Raw genomic sequence first — 18,877 nt, forward strand, 5'->3', positions numbered from 1 at the left:
GGTCCACCTCACTTCTTCTTCGGCAGGCCGGGAAGACCCGGAAAACCGCCGCCAAGGCCGGGCAGCTTGCCGGGCAGGCCGGGCAGGCCGCCGCCGAGCCCGGGCAGGCCGCCCGGCTTGATGCCGGCGGCCTCGGCCTGCTTGGCCAGCGCCTCGAGCTGCTGGGGATCCATCTTCGACAGGTCGGGCATGCCCATACCGCCGCCGAGGCCCATCTTGCCGGCAAGACCGCCCATCATCTGCTTCATCAGGCCGCCGCCCTTCTTGCCGCCCATCATCTTCATCATGTCCGCCATCTGGCGATGCATCTTCAGAAGCTTGTTGATGTCGGCGGCATCGGTGCCGGAGCCGGCGGCGATGCGCTTCTTGCGCGAATGCTTGAGGAGATCCGGATTGGCGCGCTCGGCTTTGGTCATCGACGAGATGATGGCGATCTGGCGCCCGAACATTTTGTCGTCGAGGCCTGCGGCCGCCATCTTGTCCTTCATGCCGGCCATGCCGGGCATCAGCCCCATGATGCCGCCCATGCCGCCCATCTTCTGCATCTGGCGCAGCTGGTCGGCAAGGTCGTTCAGGTCGAATTTGCCCTTCGCCATCTTGGCGGCCATCGCGGCCGCCTTTTCGGCGTCGATGTTCTCGGCCGCTTTCTCGACGAGCGAAACGATGTCGCCCATGCCGAGGATGCGGTCGGCGACGCGGCGCGGATGGAACTCCTCGAGCTCGCCCATCTTCTCGCCGACGCCGATCAGCTTGATCGGCTTGCCGGTCACGGCGCGCATCGACAGGGCCGCGCCACCGCGGCCGTCGCCGTCCATGCGGGTCAGCACGAGACCGGTGATGCCGACGCGGTCGTCGAAGTTGCGGGCCAGGTTGACAGCGTCCTGGCCGGTGAGCGCGTCGGCGACGAGCAGGATCTCGTGCGGATCGGACTTCCGCTTGATCTCCGCCATCTCGATCATCAGCGGCTCGTCGATGTGAGTGCGGCCGGCCGTGTCGAGGATGACGACGTCATGGCCGCCGAGCCTGGCCGCCTGCACGGCGCGGGCGGCGATGTCGGTGGGCGACTGGCCGGCGATGATCGGCAGCGTGTCGATTCCGGCCTGGACCCCGAGCTGGCGCAACTGCTCCTGGGCGGCCGGGCGGCGCGTGTCGAGCGAGGCCATCAGGACCTTCTTCTTGTCGCGCGTCTTCAGCCGGTTGGCGATCTTGCCGGAGGTGGTCGTCTTGCCCGAGCCCTGCAGGCCGACCATCATGATGACGACCGGGGCGGGGGCGTTGAGGTCGATCGCAACGCCCTCGGATCCGAGCATGGCGATGAGCTCGTCATGGACGATCTTGACGACCATCTGGCCGGGCTTGATCGACTTCAGGATCTCCGCGCCGACCGCCTTTTCGCGCACCGCATCGGTGAACGAGCGCACCACTTCCAGTGCCACGTCCGCTTCCAGCAGCGCGCGGCGAACCTCGCGCAGCGCCGCCGAGACGTCGGCCTCGGAGAGCGCGCCGCGGCCTGTCAGCCCATTCAAGATGGCGCCAAGGCGGTCCTGGAGTGTTTCAAACATCGTTTCGTCCTTCTGGTTTCCGTCCGGGACGGAAACGTCGGTGCATCGGCGGGCAAAAACAAGACGCAAAGCCAAAAACCACCCGAGGGCGCATCGCGCTGTCGGGTGTTGACCTCCGGGATCTGTTTACACCATTTCGGGTCCCGGTCGGCGGCTTCAAGTGTCGTGACTTGTCGCAGATGGCGTGGCTTTAATAGCAAAGCCGGCGGAAAGTCAAGGAACGAGGCGGCCCGCGGCGATTTTGCGCTGCGCCATGCCGCATGCTCCCGGCCGCGTCGGGGCCATGTCGGCCCCGGCCCGGCCGAAACGTCCTTCGATGATAAGACGCAACATCACAAAGGAGGAACCCGATGTCCGGCGTCACTTCCCACCTCTGGTTTGCCACGGACGCAGGCGATCCGGTGGCGTTCTATGTATCGCTCATTCCCAATTCCAGGATCGTCGCCGAGACGGACCTGCCGGCCGAGACCCCGAGCGGCCCGCCCGGCAGCGTCAGAATCATCGTGTTCGAGCTCGGCGGCCAGAGATTCACGGCGTTGCAGGCCCGCCCGCTCGACTCCTTCAATCATTCCTTCTCCATTCAGGTCGGGTGCGGCAGCCAGGAGGAGCTTGACCGGATCTGGGACGGATTTCTGGCCCAAGGCGGCGTTCCCGAGCAATGCGGCTGGCTGAAGGATCGCTGGGGCCTGTCATGGCAGATCCTGCCGCAGACGCTGACCGCGATGATCGCCGATCCCGACCGGGCGCGGGCGGGGCGGGTCTACGAGGCGATGCTGGGGATGGTCAAGATCGACATCGCCGCCCTGGAGCGCGCCTATGGCCGATGAGGCAGGCCGGCGGCGTGGCGCCGCCCGGGCGCGCCACTGGTAATCGTGCGGCTTTTCCGCCATATACAGCGAAATTGACGCAATGCCCGGGCCGGCCCGGGCTTGGCCGGAAGCCCGACATGACCGCCAACGCTCCATTCGCCCGCATGAACGGGCTGGGAAACAAGATTCTCGTCGTCGACATGCGCGGCCGCGCAGACCGTGTGGCCGCAACGGCGGCGATCGCGCTCGCGGCCGACCCGGCAACCGCCTACGACCAGATCATGGCGATCCACGATCCCAAAACGCATGGCACCGACGCCTACATCGACATTCTCAACTGCGACGGCTCCAAGGCGCAGGCCTGCGGCAACGGCACGCGCTGCGTCGTCCAGGCGCTCGCCGCCGAAACGGGCCAGAAGGCCTTCACCTTCCAGACGGTCGCCGGCATCCTCAACGCCGTCGAGCACGCGGACGGGAGCATTTCCGTCGACATGGGCCGCCCGCAATTCGCCTGGGACCGGATCCCGCTCGCCGAAGAATTCCACGACACCCGCCGCATCGAGCTGCAGATCGGCCCGATCGACGATCCGGTCCTGCATTCGCCGTCGGCCATGTCGATGGGCAATCCGCACGCGATCTTCTGGGTCGACCGCGACGTCATGTCCTTCGATCTCGAGCGCTTCGGCCCGTTGCTCGAGAACCACCCGATCTTTCCCGAACGCGCCAACATCACGCTGGCGCAGGTCACTGCACGCACCGCCATGACGACGCGCACCTGGGAGCGCGGCGCGGGGTTGACGCTCGCCTGCGGTTCGGCCGCCTGTGCCGCCGCCGTCAGCGCCGCCCGCACCGGCCGCACCGGCCGCAAGGTCGCGGTGACCGTGGCCAGCAGCCCGGATCGCGGCACGCTCGACATCGAATGGCGCGAGAGCGACGACCACGTCGTCATGACGGGTCCGGCGGCGTGGGAGTGGTCCGGCCGGCTCGACCCGGCCACCGGGGCCTGGGCGCGCGACCCGGGCACGCAGACCGACGGAGCGGCACTTTGAGCGGCGTCGAGGTCATAACCTTCGGCTGCCGCCTCAACACCTATGAATCGGAAGTCATGCGCAGCGCGGCGGAGAAGGCGGGGCTGAACAACGCCGTACTCGTCAACACCTGCGCGGTGACCGGCGAGGCGGTGCGCCAGGCACGCCAGGCGATCCGTCGCGCCCGTCGCGCCAATCCTCAGGCGCGGATCATCGTAACCGGTTGCGCAGCGCAGACCGAGGCGGACACCTTTGCCGACATGCCGGAGGTGGATGCCGTGCTCGGCAACGAGGAGAAGCTTGACACCGGTTCCTACCGCTCTCTGCCGGATTTCGGCGTATCCGCGGAAGAGAAGGTCCGGGTCAACGACATCATGAGCGTCAGGCGGACCGCACCGCAGATGGTCAAGGCGATCGAGGGTCATGTGCGCGCCTTCATCCAGGTGCAGAACGGGTGCGACCACCGCTGCACCTTCTGCATCATCCCCTTCGGCCGCGGCAACTCCCGCTCGGTGCCGATGGGCGCGATCGTCGACCAGGCGCGCCGCCTCGTCGAAAGCGGCTATCGGGAGGTCGTGCTGACCGGCGTCGACGCGACCAGCTACGGCGGGGATCTGCCCGGCCGGCCGAGCCTCGGGGCTCTGGCAAAGACCCTTCTGAAACAGGTGCCGGACATCCTGCGGCTTCGATTGTCCTCGATCGACGGCATCGAGGCCGACCGGCATCTGTGGGACCTGATAGCCGACGAGCCGCGCTTCATGCCGCACCTGCACCTGTCGCTGCAGCATGGCGACGACCTGATCCTGAAGCGGATGAAGCGCCGGCACAGCCGCGACGATGCCATCGGCTTCTGTCGCAGGGCACGCGAGTTGCGACCACAGATCAGCTTCGGCGCCGACCTGATCGCCGGCTTCCCCACCGAGACCGAGGCCATGGCCGAACGCAGCGCCAGGCTGGCCGAGGAATGCGCCATTGCGAACCTGCATGTGTTTCCCTACAGCCCGCGTCCCGGTACGCCGGCGGCGCGCATGCCGCAGCTTGACCGGGTGCTCGTCAAGGAGCGCGCCGCGCGGCTGCGCGCGACCGGCGAGCGCCTTCGCCTCGCCCATCTCGACTCCATGGCGGGCAGCCGGCAGACGATCCTGGTCGAAAATAACGGGCTCGCGCACACCGAGGACTTCACGCTGGTCGATGCGGCCGGTCTCGCCCCGCGCGATCTTGTGTCGGTGACCGTCACCGGCCACAATGGCAAGTACCTGACCGCGCGGGAGAATCCCGCGGCGCGTCGCAACTAGCGGAACTCATTCATGGCGCTGGGCTTCATCAAGAAGATCTTCTCATTCGGCAAGGACACCGTTCCCGGGCCCGAAGCGACACCCAAGGCGGCGGCGACAGACGTACCCGCCAGGCTCCACGAGGTTCCGCCTGCCGCGGAGGAACCGCCCCCCGAACGCGACCTGCTACTGGAGGAGGCCGAGGCCGCCAATCCCGAGGCGGACCTGCACCGCACCGAGCCGCCGGCCGACATTTATCCGCTGCCTCCGGTCGACCATCCAGCCGGCCCCGCCGCGGATCTGTCCGGCAATCGCGACGCCGTGCTGTCGCCGGAAGCCGAGACGACGCGCGCGGCAGAACTGATCAACATCGGCATGGGGGCGGTCGAGCACGCCCACGAGGAGATCATCGCCAACGAGGCGGCGCATGTCGAGGAACAAGCCGCCGCCTTGGCCCCGGACGCCGCGGCCCCTTCGTTTCCCGACGAGGTAGCGGAAACGCCGTCAGCCGACGGCGAGGCCGCACCGCAGGCGAAACCCAAGAAGAAGAAGAAGGCCAAGGCGAAGGCTGCGGAGCCGGAGGAGACGAAAGAGCCCGGCCTCGCGCCGGCGCTGCCGAAGGGCTTCTCGTCCGCCGGCCCGGTGCCGGAGGAGCAGCCGGCGGTGAAGGTCGCGCCGCGGCAGAACTGGTTCCAGCGCCTGCGCGCTGGCCTGGCGCGCACCTCCGCCCATCTCAGCGGCCAGATCACCAGCCTGTTCACCAAGCGCAAGCTCGATGACGAAACCCTGCAGGATCTCGAGGACCTCTTGATCCAGGCCGACCTCGGCGTCGAGACGGCGCTGCGCATCACCGACACGCTGTCGTCCGAGCGCTACGGCAAGGACGTGACCGGCGAGGACGTCTCGCGCATCATGGCCGGCGAGATCACCAAGGTGCTCGAGCCGGTGGCGCGGCCGCTCGAACTCGACCTGTCGCACAAGCCGCACGTCATTCTCGTCGTCGGCGTCAACGGCACCGGCAAGACCACCACGATCGGCAAGCTCGCCGCGAAACTCTCCGGCGCCGGGCTGAAGGTGATGATGGCGGCCGGCGACACCTTCCGCGCCGCCGCGATCGAGCAGCTCCACATCTGGGCCGAGCGGACCGGGGCCGACATCGTCTCCTCCAAACTTGGCGCCGACGCCGCCGGTCTCGCCTATGAGGCCTACGAGCAGGCCAGGGCCAGGCAGAGCGACGTGCTGATCATCGACACGGCCGGCCGGCTGCAGAACAAGGCCGAGCTGATGGCCGAACTGGAGAAGATCGTGCGCGTGCTCGGCAAGCTCGATCCGGACGCGCCGCACACGGTGCTGCAGACGCTCGACGCCACCACCGGTCAGAACGCGATGAGCCAGGTGGAGATCTTTCGCAACGTCGCCGGCGTCAGCGGCCTGATCATGACAAAATTGGACGGTACCGCTCGCGGCGGCATCCTGGTGGCGATCGCCGCCAAGCACAAGCTGCCGGTCTATTTCATCGGCGTGGGCGAGGGCGTCGACGACCTCGAGCCCTTCGAAGCCAAGGATTTCGCGCAAGCGATCGCAGGGGTTGCAGAATGAACGACAGGATCATCGAGACGCTGGAAGACGCGGGCAAGCCCAAGATCAGCCCGCTGCTGAAGCTGACATTGGAACTCGGTCCGCTCGTCGTGTTCTTCTTCGCCAATTCGCGCGGCGAATGGCTGGCGGAGCGGTTTCCGGCGCTGGCCGATCTCGGCGGCCCGATCTTCATCGCCACCGGCCTGTTCATGGCCGCAACCGCGATCGCGCTCGCCGTGTCCTGGGTGCTGACGCGGACGCTGCCGATGATGCCGCTCGTCTCGGGCATCGTCGTCTTCGTCTTCGGCGCGCTCACGCTGTATCTGCAGAACGACACCTTCATCAAGATGAAGCCGACGATCGTCAATACGCTGTTCGGGGCGATCCTGCTCGGCGGACTTGCTTTCGGCAAGCCGCTGCTGGGCTACGTCTTCAACGCCGCCTTCAAGCTGACGGAGGAGGGCTGGCGCAAGCTGACGCTGCGCTGGGGCCTGTTCTTTCTGGTCCTGGCCGTCCTCAACGAAGTGATCTGGCGCCACTTCTCGACCGATTTCTGGGTCGCCTTCAAGGTTTGGGGGACGATGCCGATCACCATCCTCTTCACGCTCGCCCAGATGCCGCTGATCATGAGGTATTCGAGCGAGCCGGAGGGCGGCGCCTCGCCCTGACCGGGAAGGCTCAGCCGGCGGGCGCGGCCAGCGCCCTCTCGATCGCGGGCATCAGCCCGTTGCGCACACTGTCGGCGTCGAATGGCCCGACCTTCTTGTAGACGATCGTTCCGTCCGGACCGACGAGGTAGGATTCGGGGATGCCGTAGACACCCCAGTCGATCGCCATCTTGCCGTCCGGGTCGAGACCAATCGCGGTAAACGGGTTGCCGAGTTCGCCGAGGAATCGCAGCGCGTTCTCGTTGCCGTCCTTGTAGTTCACCCCGACGACGGTCAGGCGTGGGTCGCGGGCCAGGTCCATGATGATCGGGTGCTCCTGCCGGCAGGGGACGCACCACGAGGCCCAGAAATTGACCAGGGTCAGCCTGCCCCTTGCCGTCTCCGCCGTCAGCGCCGGCACGGCGACGCCGTCGCGCATCGCCCCTTCGAGCGGGGCGAGGTCGCGATACGGCGCGCTGGTGCCGATCAGGGCGGAGGGGATCTCCGCGACATTGCGCCCGGAGCGCAACTGGAAGAATAAGATCGCCGCGAGCGTGGCGAAGATCACCAGCGGCAGCGCCGCGAGCAGGATTCGCGTCCGCGATCCGCCGGCCGTTTCGTCCGTCCGCTGCGTCATTGCCCCTCCCCTGCGGAGCGGCGGCGGACGCCGGCCGCCTCGAGCGCCGCCAGTTCGCGCCGGCGGGCACGGCCGTCGAGCCAGACCCACAGCACCAGGCCGGAAATCGTCGCGAAAGCGGCGGCATAGGCCGCGGCGACATAGCCGAGATGGGTCATCGGCCCTCCCCGGCCGTTCGGGCCGCCAGCCGCCGCAACGTCGCCACCCGCCGCCGCAGGATCTCGTTGCGCATCGCAAGGACATGCAGCGTGAAGAACAGCAGCGTGAATGCGATCGCCATCACCAGCAGCGGACGCAAAAATTCCGGGTCGATCGTCGGACCGTCGAGCCGGACGACGCTGGCCGGCTGGTGCAGGGTGTTCCACCACTCGACCGAAAACTTGATGATCGGGATGTTGACGAAGCCGACCAGGATCAGGATGGCACTGACCCGGGCCGCCCGCGCCGGGTCGTCCATGGCGCGGTTCAGCGCGATCAGGCCGAGATACATCAGAAACAAGACGAACACCGAGGTCAGCCGCGCATCCCACACCCACCACGTGCCCCACATCGGCTTGCCCCAGAGCGAGCCGGTGACGAGCGCGATGAAGGTGAAACAGGCGCCGATCGGCGCTGCGGTCCTGGCAGAGACATCGGCCAGCGGGTGGCGCCAGACCAGTGTGCCGAGCGCCGCGAGCGCCATCACGGTGTAGCACATCATGCTGAGCCATGCGGCCGGCACGTGAACATACATGATCCGCACCGTCTCGCCCTGCTGGTAGTCGCCCACCGTCGCGAACGCCAGGTACAGGCCGGCGGCCAGCAGCAGCGCGGTCGCAGCCGCCATCCACGGCCACAGCCGGTCGCTCAGCGCCAGGAACCGGGTCGGGTTGGCAAGGTCGGAAAATTTCCGGATGGCCAGGCTGTCATCGCTCATGCCGACTGTTTAGCGCTTTCGCCCCTCAGCTTCAATTGAGCGGCTTCAATCACATTTGCGTCAATCCGTCGAGGCGCGAAGTGCCGCGGCGGCCGCGACCGGGCCGATGACCGCAAAGGCGAGCGTCAGCGCCGCCAGGAGCAGGAACGGCGGCAGGAACGGCGCCGGGTCCTGCACGGCGGCATAAACGGCACTGACGCCGAAGATCAGCACCGGGATGGCGAGCGGCAGCACCAGGATCGACACAAGCAGGCCGCCGCGCGGCAGGGCGACCGCGATCGCCGCTCCGGCTGCGCCGATGAAGGTGATCGCCGGCGTGCCGACCAGCAATGTCAGCATCGTCGCCCCGATCGCCGCCACGTCCATGTTCATGAACAGTGCCAGCAGCGGCGAGGCCAGCACGAGCGGCAGCCCGGTCGCGATCCAGTGGGCCACGCATTTGACCAGCACCGCCAGCACCAGGGGGGTGTCCTGCATTAGCAGCAGATCGAGCGAGCCGTCGTCACGCTCGGCCTGGAACAGCCGGTCGAGACCGAGCAGCGAGGCCAGCAGCGCGCCGATCCAGAGGATGGCCGGGCCGATGCGCGACAGAAGGCTCAGGTCCGGCCCGACGCCGAAGGGAATGACGGCAACGACCGTCATGAAGAACAGCACGCCAATCATCGCGCCGCCGCCGGCGCGCACCGACAGCCTGAGGTCGCGAAGCAGCAGCGCACTCATGCGTCCATCCCCCCGGCCACTCCGGCAAAGCCTGTCATCAGCAGTTCTCCGGCACCGGCCAGGCCGAGCGGCTGGTGCGTTGCCGCCAGCGCGAGCCCGCCGAGCCTCAGGTGTTCCCTCACCAGGTCGGCGAACATCATCTCCGCGCCCGTGTCGAGCGCTGCGGTCGGCTCGTCGAGGAGCCAGACCGGCCGCCAGGCGACCAGCAGCTTCGCCATCGCCATCCGGCGCTGCTGGCCCGCCGAGAGATAGCCGAACGGCAGGTGGGTAAGGCCGCCGAGGCCGACCGCCTCGGCGGCCGCCTCGATCCCCATGCCGGAGTGACCGGGGCCATCGCCAAGCAGCGCCTTCCAGAAGCCAAGGTTTTCCGCGACCGTCAGTTCGCGCTTCATGGCGTTGCGGTGGCCGAGATAGTGGCAGGCGCCGGGCACCGTCTCGTGTGCCTGCGCGCCCTCGCCGGTGAGACGGACCTTGCCCGACTCGCGCGGCAGCAGGCCGGCGACGACGCGCAGCAGCGTCGACTTGCCGGAACCGTTCGGCCCCTTTATCACCAGCGCCGTCCCACCCTCGATCTCGAAGGCAATATCCCGAAAGATCAGATCTTCGCCCCGCTTCGCGCTCAGGCCCTCGGCAACGAGGCGCATCGCAATCACTTTCCCTCTACGACTTTGGTCGCACTGCAAAAAAATCTCCCGATCCGGGGATCGGCACTCTGGAACGTCTCTTAGAAATTATCTATAAGGCCGGCAACACGCCAGCGGTCGGCGTGATTTTCATCCTAGCGCCGAACCCGGAATGACTTCCGCGTACGGACAGCGGAAATGGCCGCACCCGCATCCCACTACGCGCCTCCAAGGCGCACGGGCGTTCGTACGTCAGCTTTTGGCGATCAGACGGAACGGGGTATCCAGTGTCCAAATCCCTAGACAGCTTCAACTGTCGCTCGACCCTCACAGTCGACGGCGTCGACTATGTTTACTACAGCCTGCCGAAGGCCGAGGCCAACGGCCTTGCCGGCGTTTCCAAGCTTCCCTTCTCGATGAAGGTGCTGCTGGAAAACCTGCTGCGCAACGAGGACGGCCGCTCGGTCACCAAGAAGGACATTGAAAGCGTCGCCGCCTGGCTGTCCAACAAGGGCCTGGTCGAGAGCGAGATCGCCTATCGTCCGGCCCGCGTGCTGATGCAGGACTTCACCGGCGTTCCCGCGGTCGTCGACCTCGCGGCCATGCGCGACGGCATCAAGGCGCTCGGCGGCGATCCGGAGAAGATCAACCCGCTGGTACCGGTCGACCTCGTCATCGACCATTCCGTTATCGTCGACGAGTTCGGCACCGCCACCGCCTTCGCCCGCAACGTCGAGCTGGAATACGAGCGCAACGGCGAGCGCTACCGCTTCCTGAAGTGGGGTCAGCAGGCGTTCAAGAATTTCCGGGTCGTTCCGCCTGGCACCGGCATCTGTCACCAGGTCAACCTCGAATATCTCGGCCAGACCGTCTGGACCAAGGAAGAGGACGGCGAGACGATCGCCTATCCGGATACCTGTGTCGGCACCGACAGCCACACGACCATGATCAACGGTCTCGGCGTTCTCGGCTGGGGCGTGGGCGGCATCGAGGCCGAAGCCGCCATGCTCGGCCAGCCGGTCTCCATGCTGCTGCCGGAAGTCGTCGGCTTCAAGCTGACCGGCAGGCTCAAGGAAGGCGTGACCGCCACCGATCTGGTGCTGACCGTGGTGCAGATGCTGCGCAAGAAGGGCGTAGTTTCCAAGTTCGTCGAGTTCTTCGGTCCCGGCCTCGACAACATGACGCTCGCCGACCGCGCCACCATCGGCAACATGGGCCCCGAATACGGTGCGACCTGCGGCTTCTTCCCGGTTGACGCCGAAACGATCAACTATCTGACGATGTCGGGCCGCGAGACGCAGCGCATCGCCCTTGTCGAGGCCTATTCCAAGGCGCAGGGCATGTGGCGAGAGGGCGACGGCTCCGACCTTGTCTTCACCGACACGCTGGAACTTGACCTCGGCGACGTCGTCCCCTCGATGGCCGGCCCGAAGCGTCCGGAAGGCCGCATCGCGCTGGAAAACATCGCCTCGGGCTTCGCAAGCTCGATGGATGCCGACTACAAGAAGCCCGGCCAACTCGCCAACCGCTACCCGGTTGAAGGCACCGATTTCGATCTTGGCCATGGCGACGTGGCAATCGCCGCCATCACGTCGTGCACCAACACCTCCAACCCGTCGGTGCTGATCGCCGCCGGCCTGCTGGCCCGCAACGCGGTCGCCAAGGGGCTGAAGACGAAGCCGTGGGTGAAGACCTCGCTGGCGCCCGGGTCGCAGGTCGTCGGCGAGTACCTCGCCAAGTCCGGGCTGCAGGCTGATTTGGACAAGCTCGGCTTCAACCTCGTCGGCTTTGGCTGCACCACCTGCATCGGCAATTCCGGCCCGCTGCCGGGCCCGATCTCCAAGACGATCAACGACAAGGGCCTGATCGCCGCCGGTGTGCTCTCGGGCAACCGCAACTTCGAGGGCCGCATCTCGCCGGACGTCCAGGCCAACTACCTGGCTTCGCCGCCGCTGGTCGTCGCCTATGCGCTCGCCGGTACGGTCCAGAAGGACCTGACCAAGGAGCCGATCGGCGAGGACAAGGACGGCAAGCCGGTCTACCTGAAGGACATCTGGCCGTCCTCGAAGGAGATCCAGGACTTCATCATGAAGTACGTCACCCGCGAGCTCTATGCGACGAAGTACGCCGATGTGTTCAAGGGCGACACCAACTGGCAGGCGGTTCAGATTCCGGCCGGCCAGACCTATGCCTGGGACGACCAGTCGACCTACGTGCAGAACCCGCCCTACTTCGTCGGCATGGGCAAGAAGGGCGCCGGCCTGAAGAACATCCGGAGCGCGCGCGTGCTCGGTCTGTTCGGCGACAAGATCACCACCGACCACATCTCGCCGGCCGGCTCGATCAAGGCCGCCTCGCCCGCGGGCGCCTACCTGATCGGCCATGGCGTCGGCGTCGCCGACTTCAATCAGTACGGCACCCGCCGCGGCAACCACGAAGTGATGATGCGCGGCACCTTCGCCAACATCCGCATCCGCAACCACATGCTCGGCCCGAACGGCAAGGAAGGCGGCTACACCGTCCACTATCCGTCCAAGGAAGAGATGTCGATCTACGACGCCGCCATGCGATACAAGGAAGAGGGCGTCCCGCTCGTCATCTTCGCCGGCGTCGAATACGGCAACGGCTCGTCGCGCGACTGGGCGGCGAAGGGCACCAACCTGCTCGGCGTCAAGGCCGTGGTCGCACAGTCCTTCGAGCGCATCCACCGCTCCAACCTCGTCGGCATGGGCGTCGTCCCCTTCGTCTTCGAGGAAGGCACGACCTGGCAGAGCCTCGACCTCAAGGGCGACGAACTCGTCGAGATCGACGGCCTCGAGGGCGAGATCAAGCCGCGCGAGAAGAAGATCGCCAAGATCACCTACGCCGACGGAACGGTGAAGGAGGTGCCGCTCCTGTGCCGCATCGACACGCTCGACGAGGTCACCTACATGAACAATGGCGGCATCCTGCAGACGGTTCTGCGCGACCTCGCCGCCTGATTTCTGTTGAATGTTCAATCAATATGTGCCGGGGCTTCGACCCCGGCATTTCTTTTCGGGCATGATCGGCCGATCATGCGGGCTTCACTCCATCGTGACTTCCTGTTGAGGTGGGGAGCGCGTATGAGAAGTGCCAGACGAAAAGCCTTACCGGCATTCACCGGACGAAATCATGCCCAAACTGCTCGTACTTGGTGGTCTCCTGAGCGTCCTCGCGGCAACCGCGGGAGCCCTTGACGCCAGCGCCGACGACGGCAAGCCGCACAAGGGCGTGGTGGAGCTGTTCACCAGCCAGGGCTGTTCCTCCTGCCCGAAGGCCGACAGGGCGCTGGAGACGCTGATCCGTGAGGGCGAGGTGGTGGCACTGGCCTATCATGTCGACTACTGGAACTATCTCGGCTGGGCCGACACCCTGTCATCCAAGGAGAACACCGAGCGGCAATATGGCTACGCCCGCATGTTCGGTCGCGGCAGCGTCTACACGCCGCAGGCGGTCATAAACGGCCGCGAGCACGTCAACGGCGGCGACATCGCCAAGATCCGCAGCCAGTTGTCGACCCTGGAGGACCAGGGACGCGGGCTGTCGGTCGACGTCTCGGCCGAAATCATCCAGGACGAGATCCGGATCAACATCGGCCGCGGCCAGGGCAAGGCCAACGTCGTCGTGGCCTACTTCGACGGCGAGCAGGCGGTAGACATCACGGATGGCGAGAATAGCGGCCGCCGGATCGCCTACTGGCATGCCGTGACCGACCTCGAGACGATCGGCGTCTGGGAAGGCAAAGAAACGAGCCTCGTGCTGCCGGCCGGCATGCTGAAGCAGAAGGGCGACGGCGGTTGCGCCGTGCTGCTGCAACGGATGAAGGCGCCGGACACGCCGGGCGCGATCATCGGCGCCACCGTCGTGACCGCGGACGAGGCGCCGCCGCAAACCGCGAGGCGAAACTGACCGCTGCTCGTCCTGAGGACCGCCGCTTGTCTTGATGGGGAGTGTGGTCCGGACCGGGCTCTTCGAGGGGCTGGGGCTTGAGGGTTCGAAGATACGCCGGACCGGACCTTGACGAAGCTTCCGGCAACGGAATACAGGATCAGCTTCGGCGCGCCCTGGTGGCCGACCGATTTCCCGCACATGCAAAGCGGTTCGGCTGTTTGGGCAGCGTGGTGACTTTCAACGAAAAATTGGGCGCGGTTTTGTCTGAAATGCGGCAAGCTGCAATTTTGCTTTGCCCTAGTGGTTAATGGCGCGCACCTCTTTCGCGGCGTGATTGCATTTGCAAAGAGGCTTCGATCCAGGATCGCAAAATCCGCGGCCGGAGCCGTGTGGCGGCCGTCGGCCGCGGTCGTGGATGCGTTCGGCCCGGAATCAGCGCCACGATCGCGATTCGCAGCCACCCCTTGCTCGTCATTGCCACACCCGGCGCCCACCCCCAGCCCGGCCTGCCCTTGCAATTCCGCGCAGGTAGGGCACACTGTCACGGCCCTGTCACAGTCAGAAGCGGAGACTCGATGACTGATCAGCCGGATTTGTCGCCGGGAGAGGACGAAACCCAGGGGTCGCGCGTGGTCGTCGACCTCCGGGAGTACCGCAACAGCAAAGACCCGCCGCCGGTAACCTTCCACCGCAAGGAACTCGACTTGATCCTCAAGATCTACGGCCGCATGGTCGGAGAAGGCGAGTGGCGCGACTATGCGATCGATCACATGCGCGAAAAGGCGGTCTTTTCCATCTTCAAGCGCTCTGGCGAGATGCCGCTCTATCGGGTGGAGAAAAACCCAAGGCTGGCCGCCAGACAAGGCGCCTACAGCGTGCTCAACACGCACGGGACGATCCTGAAACGCGGCCACGATCTGGCGCAGGTGCTGAGGGTGTTCGACAAGGCCCTGAAGCTCATCAAGACCTAGCCGCCCTCGGTCAGCCTTGCGGCGGAGCTTCAAAACCCGCCGGGACCGTGGTGGCGCCCTCACCGAGCGCAAGCTGCATGATCACCGTGTCGAGCCAGCGCCCGTGCTTGAAGCCAGTCGCCTTCATCAGCCCGCCATGCTCGAAGCCTGCCGCCCGGTGCACGGCGACCGAGGCCGGATGCGCGCCGCCGATCACCGCAACCATCTGCCGGAAGCCGAGCGCCGTGCAACGCTCGACCAGCTCGGCCAGCAGTGCCCGTCCGACACCTTTCCCGCGCGCGTCCGGCGCAAGATAGATCGAGTCCTCGACCAGCCATCTGTAGGCCGGGCGCGTCCGGAACGCGGCAGCATAGGCATAGCCGAGCACCCGGCCCGCCCCGTCCGCGGCGACAATGTAGGGATAACTGGCCGCCGTGATCGCGGCGAAGCGCGCGCGCATCTCCTCCGGTGACGGCGGCTCGATCTCGTACGAAGCGACGCCATTCAACACGGCGTCGCCATAGATCTCGGCAATGGCGGGAACATCGTCATGACCGGCGGTCCGGATGGAGAAAGGGTTCATGGCGGGTCGGCACCGATGGATCCAAGGGGGTGCGGGCAACGTCCCCCACCCCGTTTCGATCAGCTGCGCAAAGCGCGGCCTAGCTGAAAACGATCAGCAGGTCTTTCGCGTCGATCTGGTCGCCGGCACGCACGAGCACTTCGGCAACGACGCCGTCCTTTTCGGCGTGCAGCGCCGTCTCCATTTTCATCGCCTCAATCGACAGGAGCACGTCGCCGGCCTTGACCGGTTGGTTGGCCGTAACCGCCACGGTCGAGACGACCCCGGGCATCGGCGCGCCCAACTGCGCAGGGTTGCCCGCCTCGGCCTTGCGGCGCACCGCCGCCGAGGTGCCGCGATTGCGGTCGGGAACCTTGATCGGGCGTGGCTGACCGTTCAGTTCGAAGAACACCTTGACCATGCCCTTCTCGTCGACGTCGGCCTGCGCCTGGTTGAGGATCACCAGCGTCTTGCCCTTCTCGATGTCGGCGAACAGTTCCTCGCCCGTGGCCATGCCGTAGAAATAGGCCGGCGTCGGCAGCACGCTGACCGGTCCGTAGGTCTCCTGCGCCTGTGCGTAGTCGGTGAACACCTTCGGGTACATCAGGTAAGAGGCGAACTCGAAATCGCTGACTTCTCGCTCAAGCTTGCTCTCGATTGCCTTGCGCTCGGCGTCCAGGTCGGCATCCGGCAGCAGCGAGCCCGGGCGCACGCTGTAGGCCGCCTCACCCTTCAGCACCTTCTTCTGCAGCGCTTGCGGCCAGCCGCCCGGCGGTTGGCCGAGGTCGCCCTTGAGCATCGACACGACCGACTCCGGGAACGAGACGTCCTTGGCCGGGTCCTCGACGTCGGCCACCGTCAGGTCCTGGCTGACCATCATCAGCGCCATGTCGCCCACGACCTTGGACGACGGCGTCACCTTGACGATGTCGCCGAACATGCGGTTGGCGTCGGCATAGGCCTGCGCCACCTCGTGCCAGCGGGTCTCGAGCCCCAGCGAGCGCGCCTGCTCCTTGAGGTTGGTGAACTGCCCGCCCGGCATCTCGTGCAGGTACACCTCCGACGCCGGTCCCTTCAGGTCGCTCTCGAAGGCCGCATACTGGTGGCGCACCGCCTCCCAGTAGAACGAGATCCGCCGGATCCACTCCGGATCGAGGCCCGGATTGCGCTCGGAGCCGGACAGCGCCTCGACGATCGAGCCGAGGCAGGGCTGCGAGGTATTGCCGGAGAAGGCGTCCATCGCCGCGTCGACGACGTCGACGCCGGCTTCCACGGCCGCCAGAACGGTCGCCGCGGCGATGCCGGACGTGTCATGGGTGTGGAAATGGATCGGCAGGTCGGTGGCCTCCCGCAGCGCCTTGAACAACACGCGCGCCGCGGCCGGCTTCAGCAGCCCCGCCATGTCCTTCACCGCGATCATGTGCGCGCCGGCCTTCTCCAGATCGGCGGCAAGCGCAGTGTAGTACTTCAGGTCGTATTTCGGCCGGGCCGAATTGAGGATATCGCCGGTGTAGCAGATCGCGGCCTCGCAGATCTTGTTCTCCTCGACCACCGCGTCCATCGACACGCGCATGTTCTCGACCCAGTTCAGGCAGTCGAAGACACGGAAGACGTCGATACCGCCCCTGGCGGCCTGGCGCACGAAGTACTTCACCACGTTGTCCGGGTAGTTGGTATAGCCGACGCCGTTGGCGCCGCGCAGCAGCATCTGCAGGAGAAGGTTCGGCGCGCCCTCGCGGACCATGGCGAGGCGCTCCCAGGGATCCTCGGTCAGGAACCGCATGGCGACGTCGAAGGTGGCCCCGCCCCAGCACTCCAGCGAGAACAGCTGCGGCAGCGTGCGGGAATAGGTCTCGGCGATTCGGGCGATGTCGTAGGTGCGCATGCGCGTCGCCAGCAGCGACTGGTGCGCGTCACGCATGGTCGTGTCGGTCATCAGCACCTGCGGCTGCGCGCGCACCCATTCGGCGAACTTCTGCGGCCCGAGTTCGTCCAGCCGCTGCTTGGTGCCCGGGGCGATCGGCCCCTCCGAATAAGGTACGACGGGACGGGCGACCTCGTCCGACGGCTTCGGTCGCCCCTTGGCCTCGGGATGACCGTTGACGGTGACGTCGGCGAGGTAGGTCAGGAGCTTCGTCGCACGGTCCTGGCGCTTGACCTGGGCAAAGAGTTCGGGCGTCGTGTCGATGAAGCGGGTGGTGTAGCTGTTGTCGCGGAAGCGCTCGTGGCCGATGATCGCCTCGAGGAAGGTGAGGTTCGTGGCGACGCCGCGGATGCGGAACTCGCGCAGCGCCCGGTCCATGCGGCGGATGGCTTCTTCCGGCGTCGGCGCCCAGGCGGTCACCTTTTCCAGCAGCGGGTCGTAGTAGCGGGTGATCACCGCGCCCGAATAGGCCGTGCCGCCGTCGAGGCGGATGCCGAAGCCGGTGGCGCCGCGATAGGCGGTGATGCGGCCATAGTCCGGGATGAAGTTCTGCTCCGGGTCTTCGGTCGTGATCCGGCACTGTAGCGCGTGGCCGTTCAGGCGGATGTCGGCCTGGGCCGGAACGCCCGAGTCCGGCGTGCCGATCGCAAAGCCGTCGAGGATATGGATCTGCGCCTTGACGATGTCGATGCCGGTGACCTCCTCGGTCACGGTGTGCTCGACCTGGATGCGCGGATTGACCTCGATGAAGTAGAACTTGCCGGTGTCGGCATCCATCAGGTACTCGACCGTGCCGGCGCCGACGTAGCTGGTTGCCTTGGCGATCTTCAACGAATAGTCGGCAAGTTCCTGCCGCTGGGCCACGGTCAGATAGGGGGCCGGCGCCCGTTCGACGACCTTCTGGTTGCGCCGCTGGATCGAGCAGTCACGCTCGAACAGGTGCACGACGTTGCCGTGGGTGTCGCCGAGAACCTGGCTTTCGACGTGCCGGGCCCGTTCCACCAGCTTCTCGAGATAGACCTCGTCTTTGCCGAAGGCGGCCTTTGCCTCGCGCTTGGCCTCAGTCACCTCGCGCGCGAGGTCCTTCGCACTGCGGATCGCGCGCATGCCGCGCCCGCCGCCGCCCCAGGAGGCCTTCAGCATCACCGGATAGCCGATCTCCTCGGCCATGCGTTCGACTTCCGCCATGTCGTCCGGCAACGGGTCGGTGGCCGGCACCACCGGAACGCCGATCGAGATCGCCAGGTTGCGGGCGGCGACCTTGTTGCCGAGCTGGCGCATCGTCTCCGGCGTCGGCCCGATGAAGGTGATGCCGTTCGAAGCGCAGGCCTCGGCGAATTCCGGACTCTCGGACAGAAGCCCGTAGCCCGGATGGATCGCATCCGCGCCGGACAGCTTTGCCACCCGGATCACCTCGTCGATCGAAAGGTAGCTCTCGATCGGCCCGAGGTCGCGGGACAGGTGCGGCCCGCGCCCGACCTGATAGCTCTCGTCCGCTTTGAAGCGGTGCAGCGCCAGCTTGTCCTCCTCCGCCCATATCGCCACCGTTTTGAGCCCCAGTTCGTTGGCCGCGCGAAACACGCGGATGGCAATCTCGGACCGGTTGGCGACAAGGATCTTCGAAATGGACAAGTCGGACTCCTCATGGACTTGAAAACGTGAATGCTGCACCCGCGAAGAAAACATTATCCCGCGGGAAACGGAAGCACAATTTCACAGTCGCCGCGCAGCCGAC

General features: G+C 66.3%; 16 protein-coding genes. 8 read left to right on the forward strand and 8 right to left on the reverse strand.

All coding sequences use genetic code 11. The features are described from left to right. Nucleotides 1-8: 8 nt before the first annotated feature. Entirely contained in the window at nucleotides 9-1,562 is a 1,554-nt protein-coding gene (gene ffh / locus ACXAGF_RS18860) for a signal recognition particle protein (protein ID WP_475018904.1), read from the reverse strand. A gap of 350 nt (nucleotides 1,563-1,912) precedes the next feature. On the opposite strand from ffh, the gene ACXAGF_RS18865 reads away from it, so the two are divergent. The 5 genes from ACXAGF_RS18865 to ACXAGF_RS18885 all read left to right on the forward strand — a co-directional run bounded on the left by ACXAGF_RS18865 (nucleotide 1,913) and on the right by ACXAGF_RS18885 (nucleotide 6,919). Beyond that, on the forward strand, nucleotides 1,913-2,389 hold the full coding sequence (locus ACXAGF_RS18865) for a VOC family protein (RefSeq protein ID WP_475018905.1): 477 nt from the start codon (nucleotides 1,913-1,915) through the stop codon (nucleotides 2,387-2,389). 119 nt (nucleotides 2,390-2,508) lie between these two features. Further along, nucleotides 2,509-3,420: a diaminopimelate epimerase gene (gene dapF, locus ACXAGF_RS18870; RefSeq protein WP_475018906.1), complete on the forward strand. Its 912-nt coding sequence runs from the start codon at nucleotides 2,509-2,511 to the stop codon at nucleotides 3,418-3,420. Next, nucleotides 3,417-4,694 (forward strand): tRNA (N(6)-L-threonylcarbamoyladenosine(37)-C(2))-methylthiotransferase MtaB, encoded by a 1,278-nt coding sequence (gene mtaB / locus ACXAGF_RS18875; RefSeq protein ID WP_475018907.1) that lies wholly within the window; start codon nucleotides 3,417-3,419, stop codon nucleotides 4,692-4,694. The genes dapF and mtaB overlap by 4 nt, the downstream gene beginning before the upstream one ends. 12 nt (nucleotides 4,695-4,706) lie before the next feature. Further along, a complete protein-coding gene (gene ftsY / locus ACXAGF_RS18880; RefSeq protein WP_475018908.1) occupies nucleotides 4,707-6,272 on the forward strand; it encodes a signal recognition particle-docking protein FtsY in 1,566 nt (521 codons plus the stop codon). Nucleotides 6,273-6,283: 11 nt separating this feature from the next. Continuing rightward, the gene (locus tag ACXAGF_RS18885) at nucleotides 6,284-6,919 is read left to right on the forward strand and encodes a septation protein A (RefSeq protein WP_475019346.1); all 636 of its coding nucleotides are present in this window, start codon (nucleotides 6,284-6,286) and stop codon (nucleotides 6,917-6,919) included. Nucleotides 6,920-6,929: 10 nt separating this feature from the next. Here the strand turns inward: ACXAGF_RS18885 and ACXAGF_RS18890 are convergent, their stop codons facing one another. Genes ACXAGF_RS18890 through ccmA form a run of 5 tightly spaced genes read right to left on the reverse strand, consistent with a single transcriptional unit; the run spans nucleotide 6,930 to nucleotide 9,815 of the window. Further along, nucleotides 6,930-7,535, reverse strand: a complete 606-nt coding sequence (locus ACXAGF_RS18890; protein ID WP_475018909.1) for a DsbE family thiol:disulfide interchange protein — start codon at nucleotides 7,533-7,535, stop codon at nucleotides 6,930-6,932. Beyond that, the gene (gene ccmD / locus ACXAGF_RS18895) at nucleotides 7,532-7,693 is read right to left on the reverse strand and encodes a heme exporter protein CcmD (RefSeq protein WP_475018910.1); all 162 of its coding nucleotides are present in this window, start codon (nucleotides 7,691-7,693) and stop codon (nucleotides 7,532-7,534) included. The genes ACXAGF_RS18890 and ccmD overlap by 4 nt, the downstream gene beginning before the upstream one ends. Continuing rightward, on the reverse strand, nucleotides 7,690-8,451 hold the full coding sequence (locus ACXAGF_RS18900; RefSeq protein ID WP_475018911.1) for a heme ABC transporter permease: 762 nt from the start codon (nucleotides 8,449-8,451) through the stop codon (nucleotides 7,690-7,692). The genes ccmD and ACXAGF_RS18900 overlap by 4 nt, the downstream gene beginning before the upstream one ends. A 60-nt stretch (nucleotides 8,452-8,511) precedes the next feature. Next, nucleotides 8,512-9,171 (reverse strand): heme exporter protein CcmB, encoded by a 660-nt coding sequence (gene ccmB / locus ACXAGF_RS18905; RefSeq protein ID WP_475018912.1) that lies wholly within the window; start codon nucleotides 9,169-9,171, stop codon nucleotides 8,512-8,514. Beyond that, nucleotides 9,168-9,815 (reverse strand): heme ABC exporter ATP-binding protein CcmA, encoded by a 648-nt coding sequence (ccmA, locus tag ACXAGF_RS18910; RefSeq protein WP_475018913.1) that lies wholly within the window; start codon nucleotides 9,813-9,815, stop codon nucleotides 9,168-9,170. The genes ccmB and ccmA overlap by 4 nt, the downstream gene beginning before the upstream one ends. A 266-nt stretch (nucleotides 9,816-10,081) precedes the next feature. Between ccmA and acnA the strand changes: the two genes are divergently transcribed. The 3 genes from acnA (at nucleotide 10,082) to ACXAGF_RS18925 (ending at nucleotide 14,677) form a co-directional block, all read left to right on the forward strand. Then, on the forward strand, nucleotides 10,082-12,775 hold the full coding sequence (gene acnA, locus ACXAGF_RS18915) for an aconitate hydratase AcnA (protein ID WP_475018914.1): 2,694 nt from the start codon (nucleotides 10,082-10,084) through the stop codon (nucleotides 12,773-12,775). Between the two features lie 172 nt (nucleotides 12,776-12,947). Beyond that, a complete protein-coding gene (locus ACXAGF_RS18920; RefSeq protein ID WP_475018915.1) occupies nucleotides 12,948-13,724 on the forward strand; it encodes a DUF1223 domain-containing protein in 777 nt (258 codons plus the stop codon). Nucleotides 13,725-14,281: 557 nt separating this feature from the next. Then, the gene (locus ACXAGF_RS18925; protein WP_475018916.1) at nucleotides 14,282-14,677 is read left to right on the forward strand and encodes a DUF2794 domain-containing protein; all 396 of its coding nucleotides are present in this window, start codon (nucleotides 14,282-14,284) and stop codon (nucleotides 14,675-14,677) included. A 10-nt stretch (nucleotides 14,678-14,687) separates the two neighbouring features. On the opposite strand, the gene ACXAGF_RS18930 is transcribed toward ACXAGF_RS18925, so the two are convergent. Both ACXAGF_RS18930 and pyc read right to left on the reverse strand, forming a co-directional pair. After that, the gene (locus ACXAGF_RS18930; protein WP_475018917.1) at nucleotides 14,688-15,239 is read right to left on the reverse strand and encodes an N-acetyltransferase family protein; all 552 of its coding nucleotides are present in this window, start codon (nucleotides 15,237-15,239) and stop codon (nucleotides 14,688-14,690) included. A 79-nt stretch (nucleotides 15,240-15,318) separates the two neighbouring features. Further along, nucleotides 15,319-18,774 carry a pyruvate carboxylase gene (gene pyc, locus ACXAGF_RS18935; RefSeq protein WP_475018918.1) on the reverse strand — a complete coding sequence of 1,152 codons (3,456 nt, stop codon included), beginning with the start codon at nucleotides 18,772-18,774 and terminating at the stop codon, nucleotides 15,319-15,321. Nucleotides 18,775-18,877: the final 103 nt, after the last annotated feature.

Source organism: Mycoplana sp. ABR4_002 (assembly GCF_056159645.1).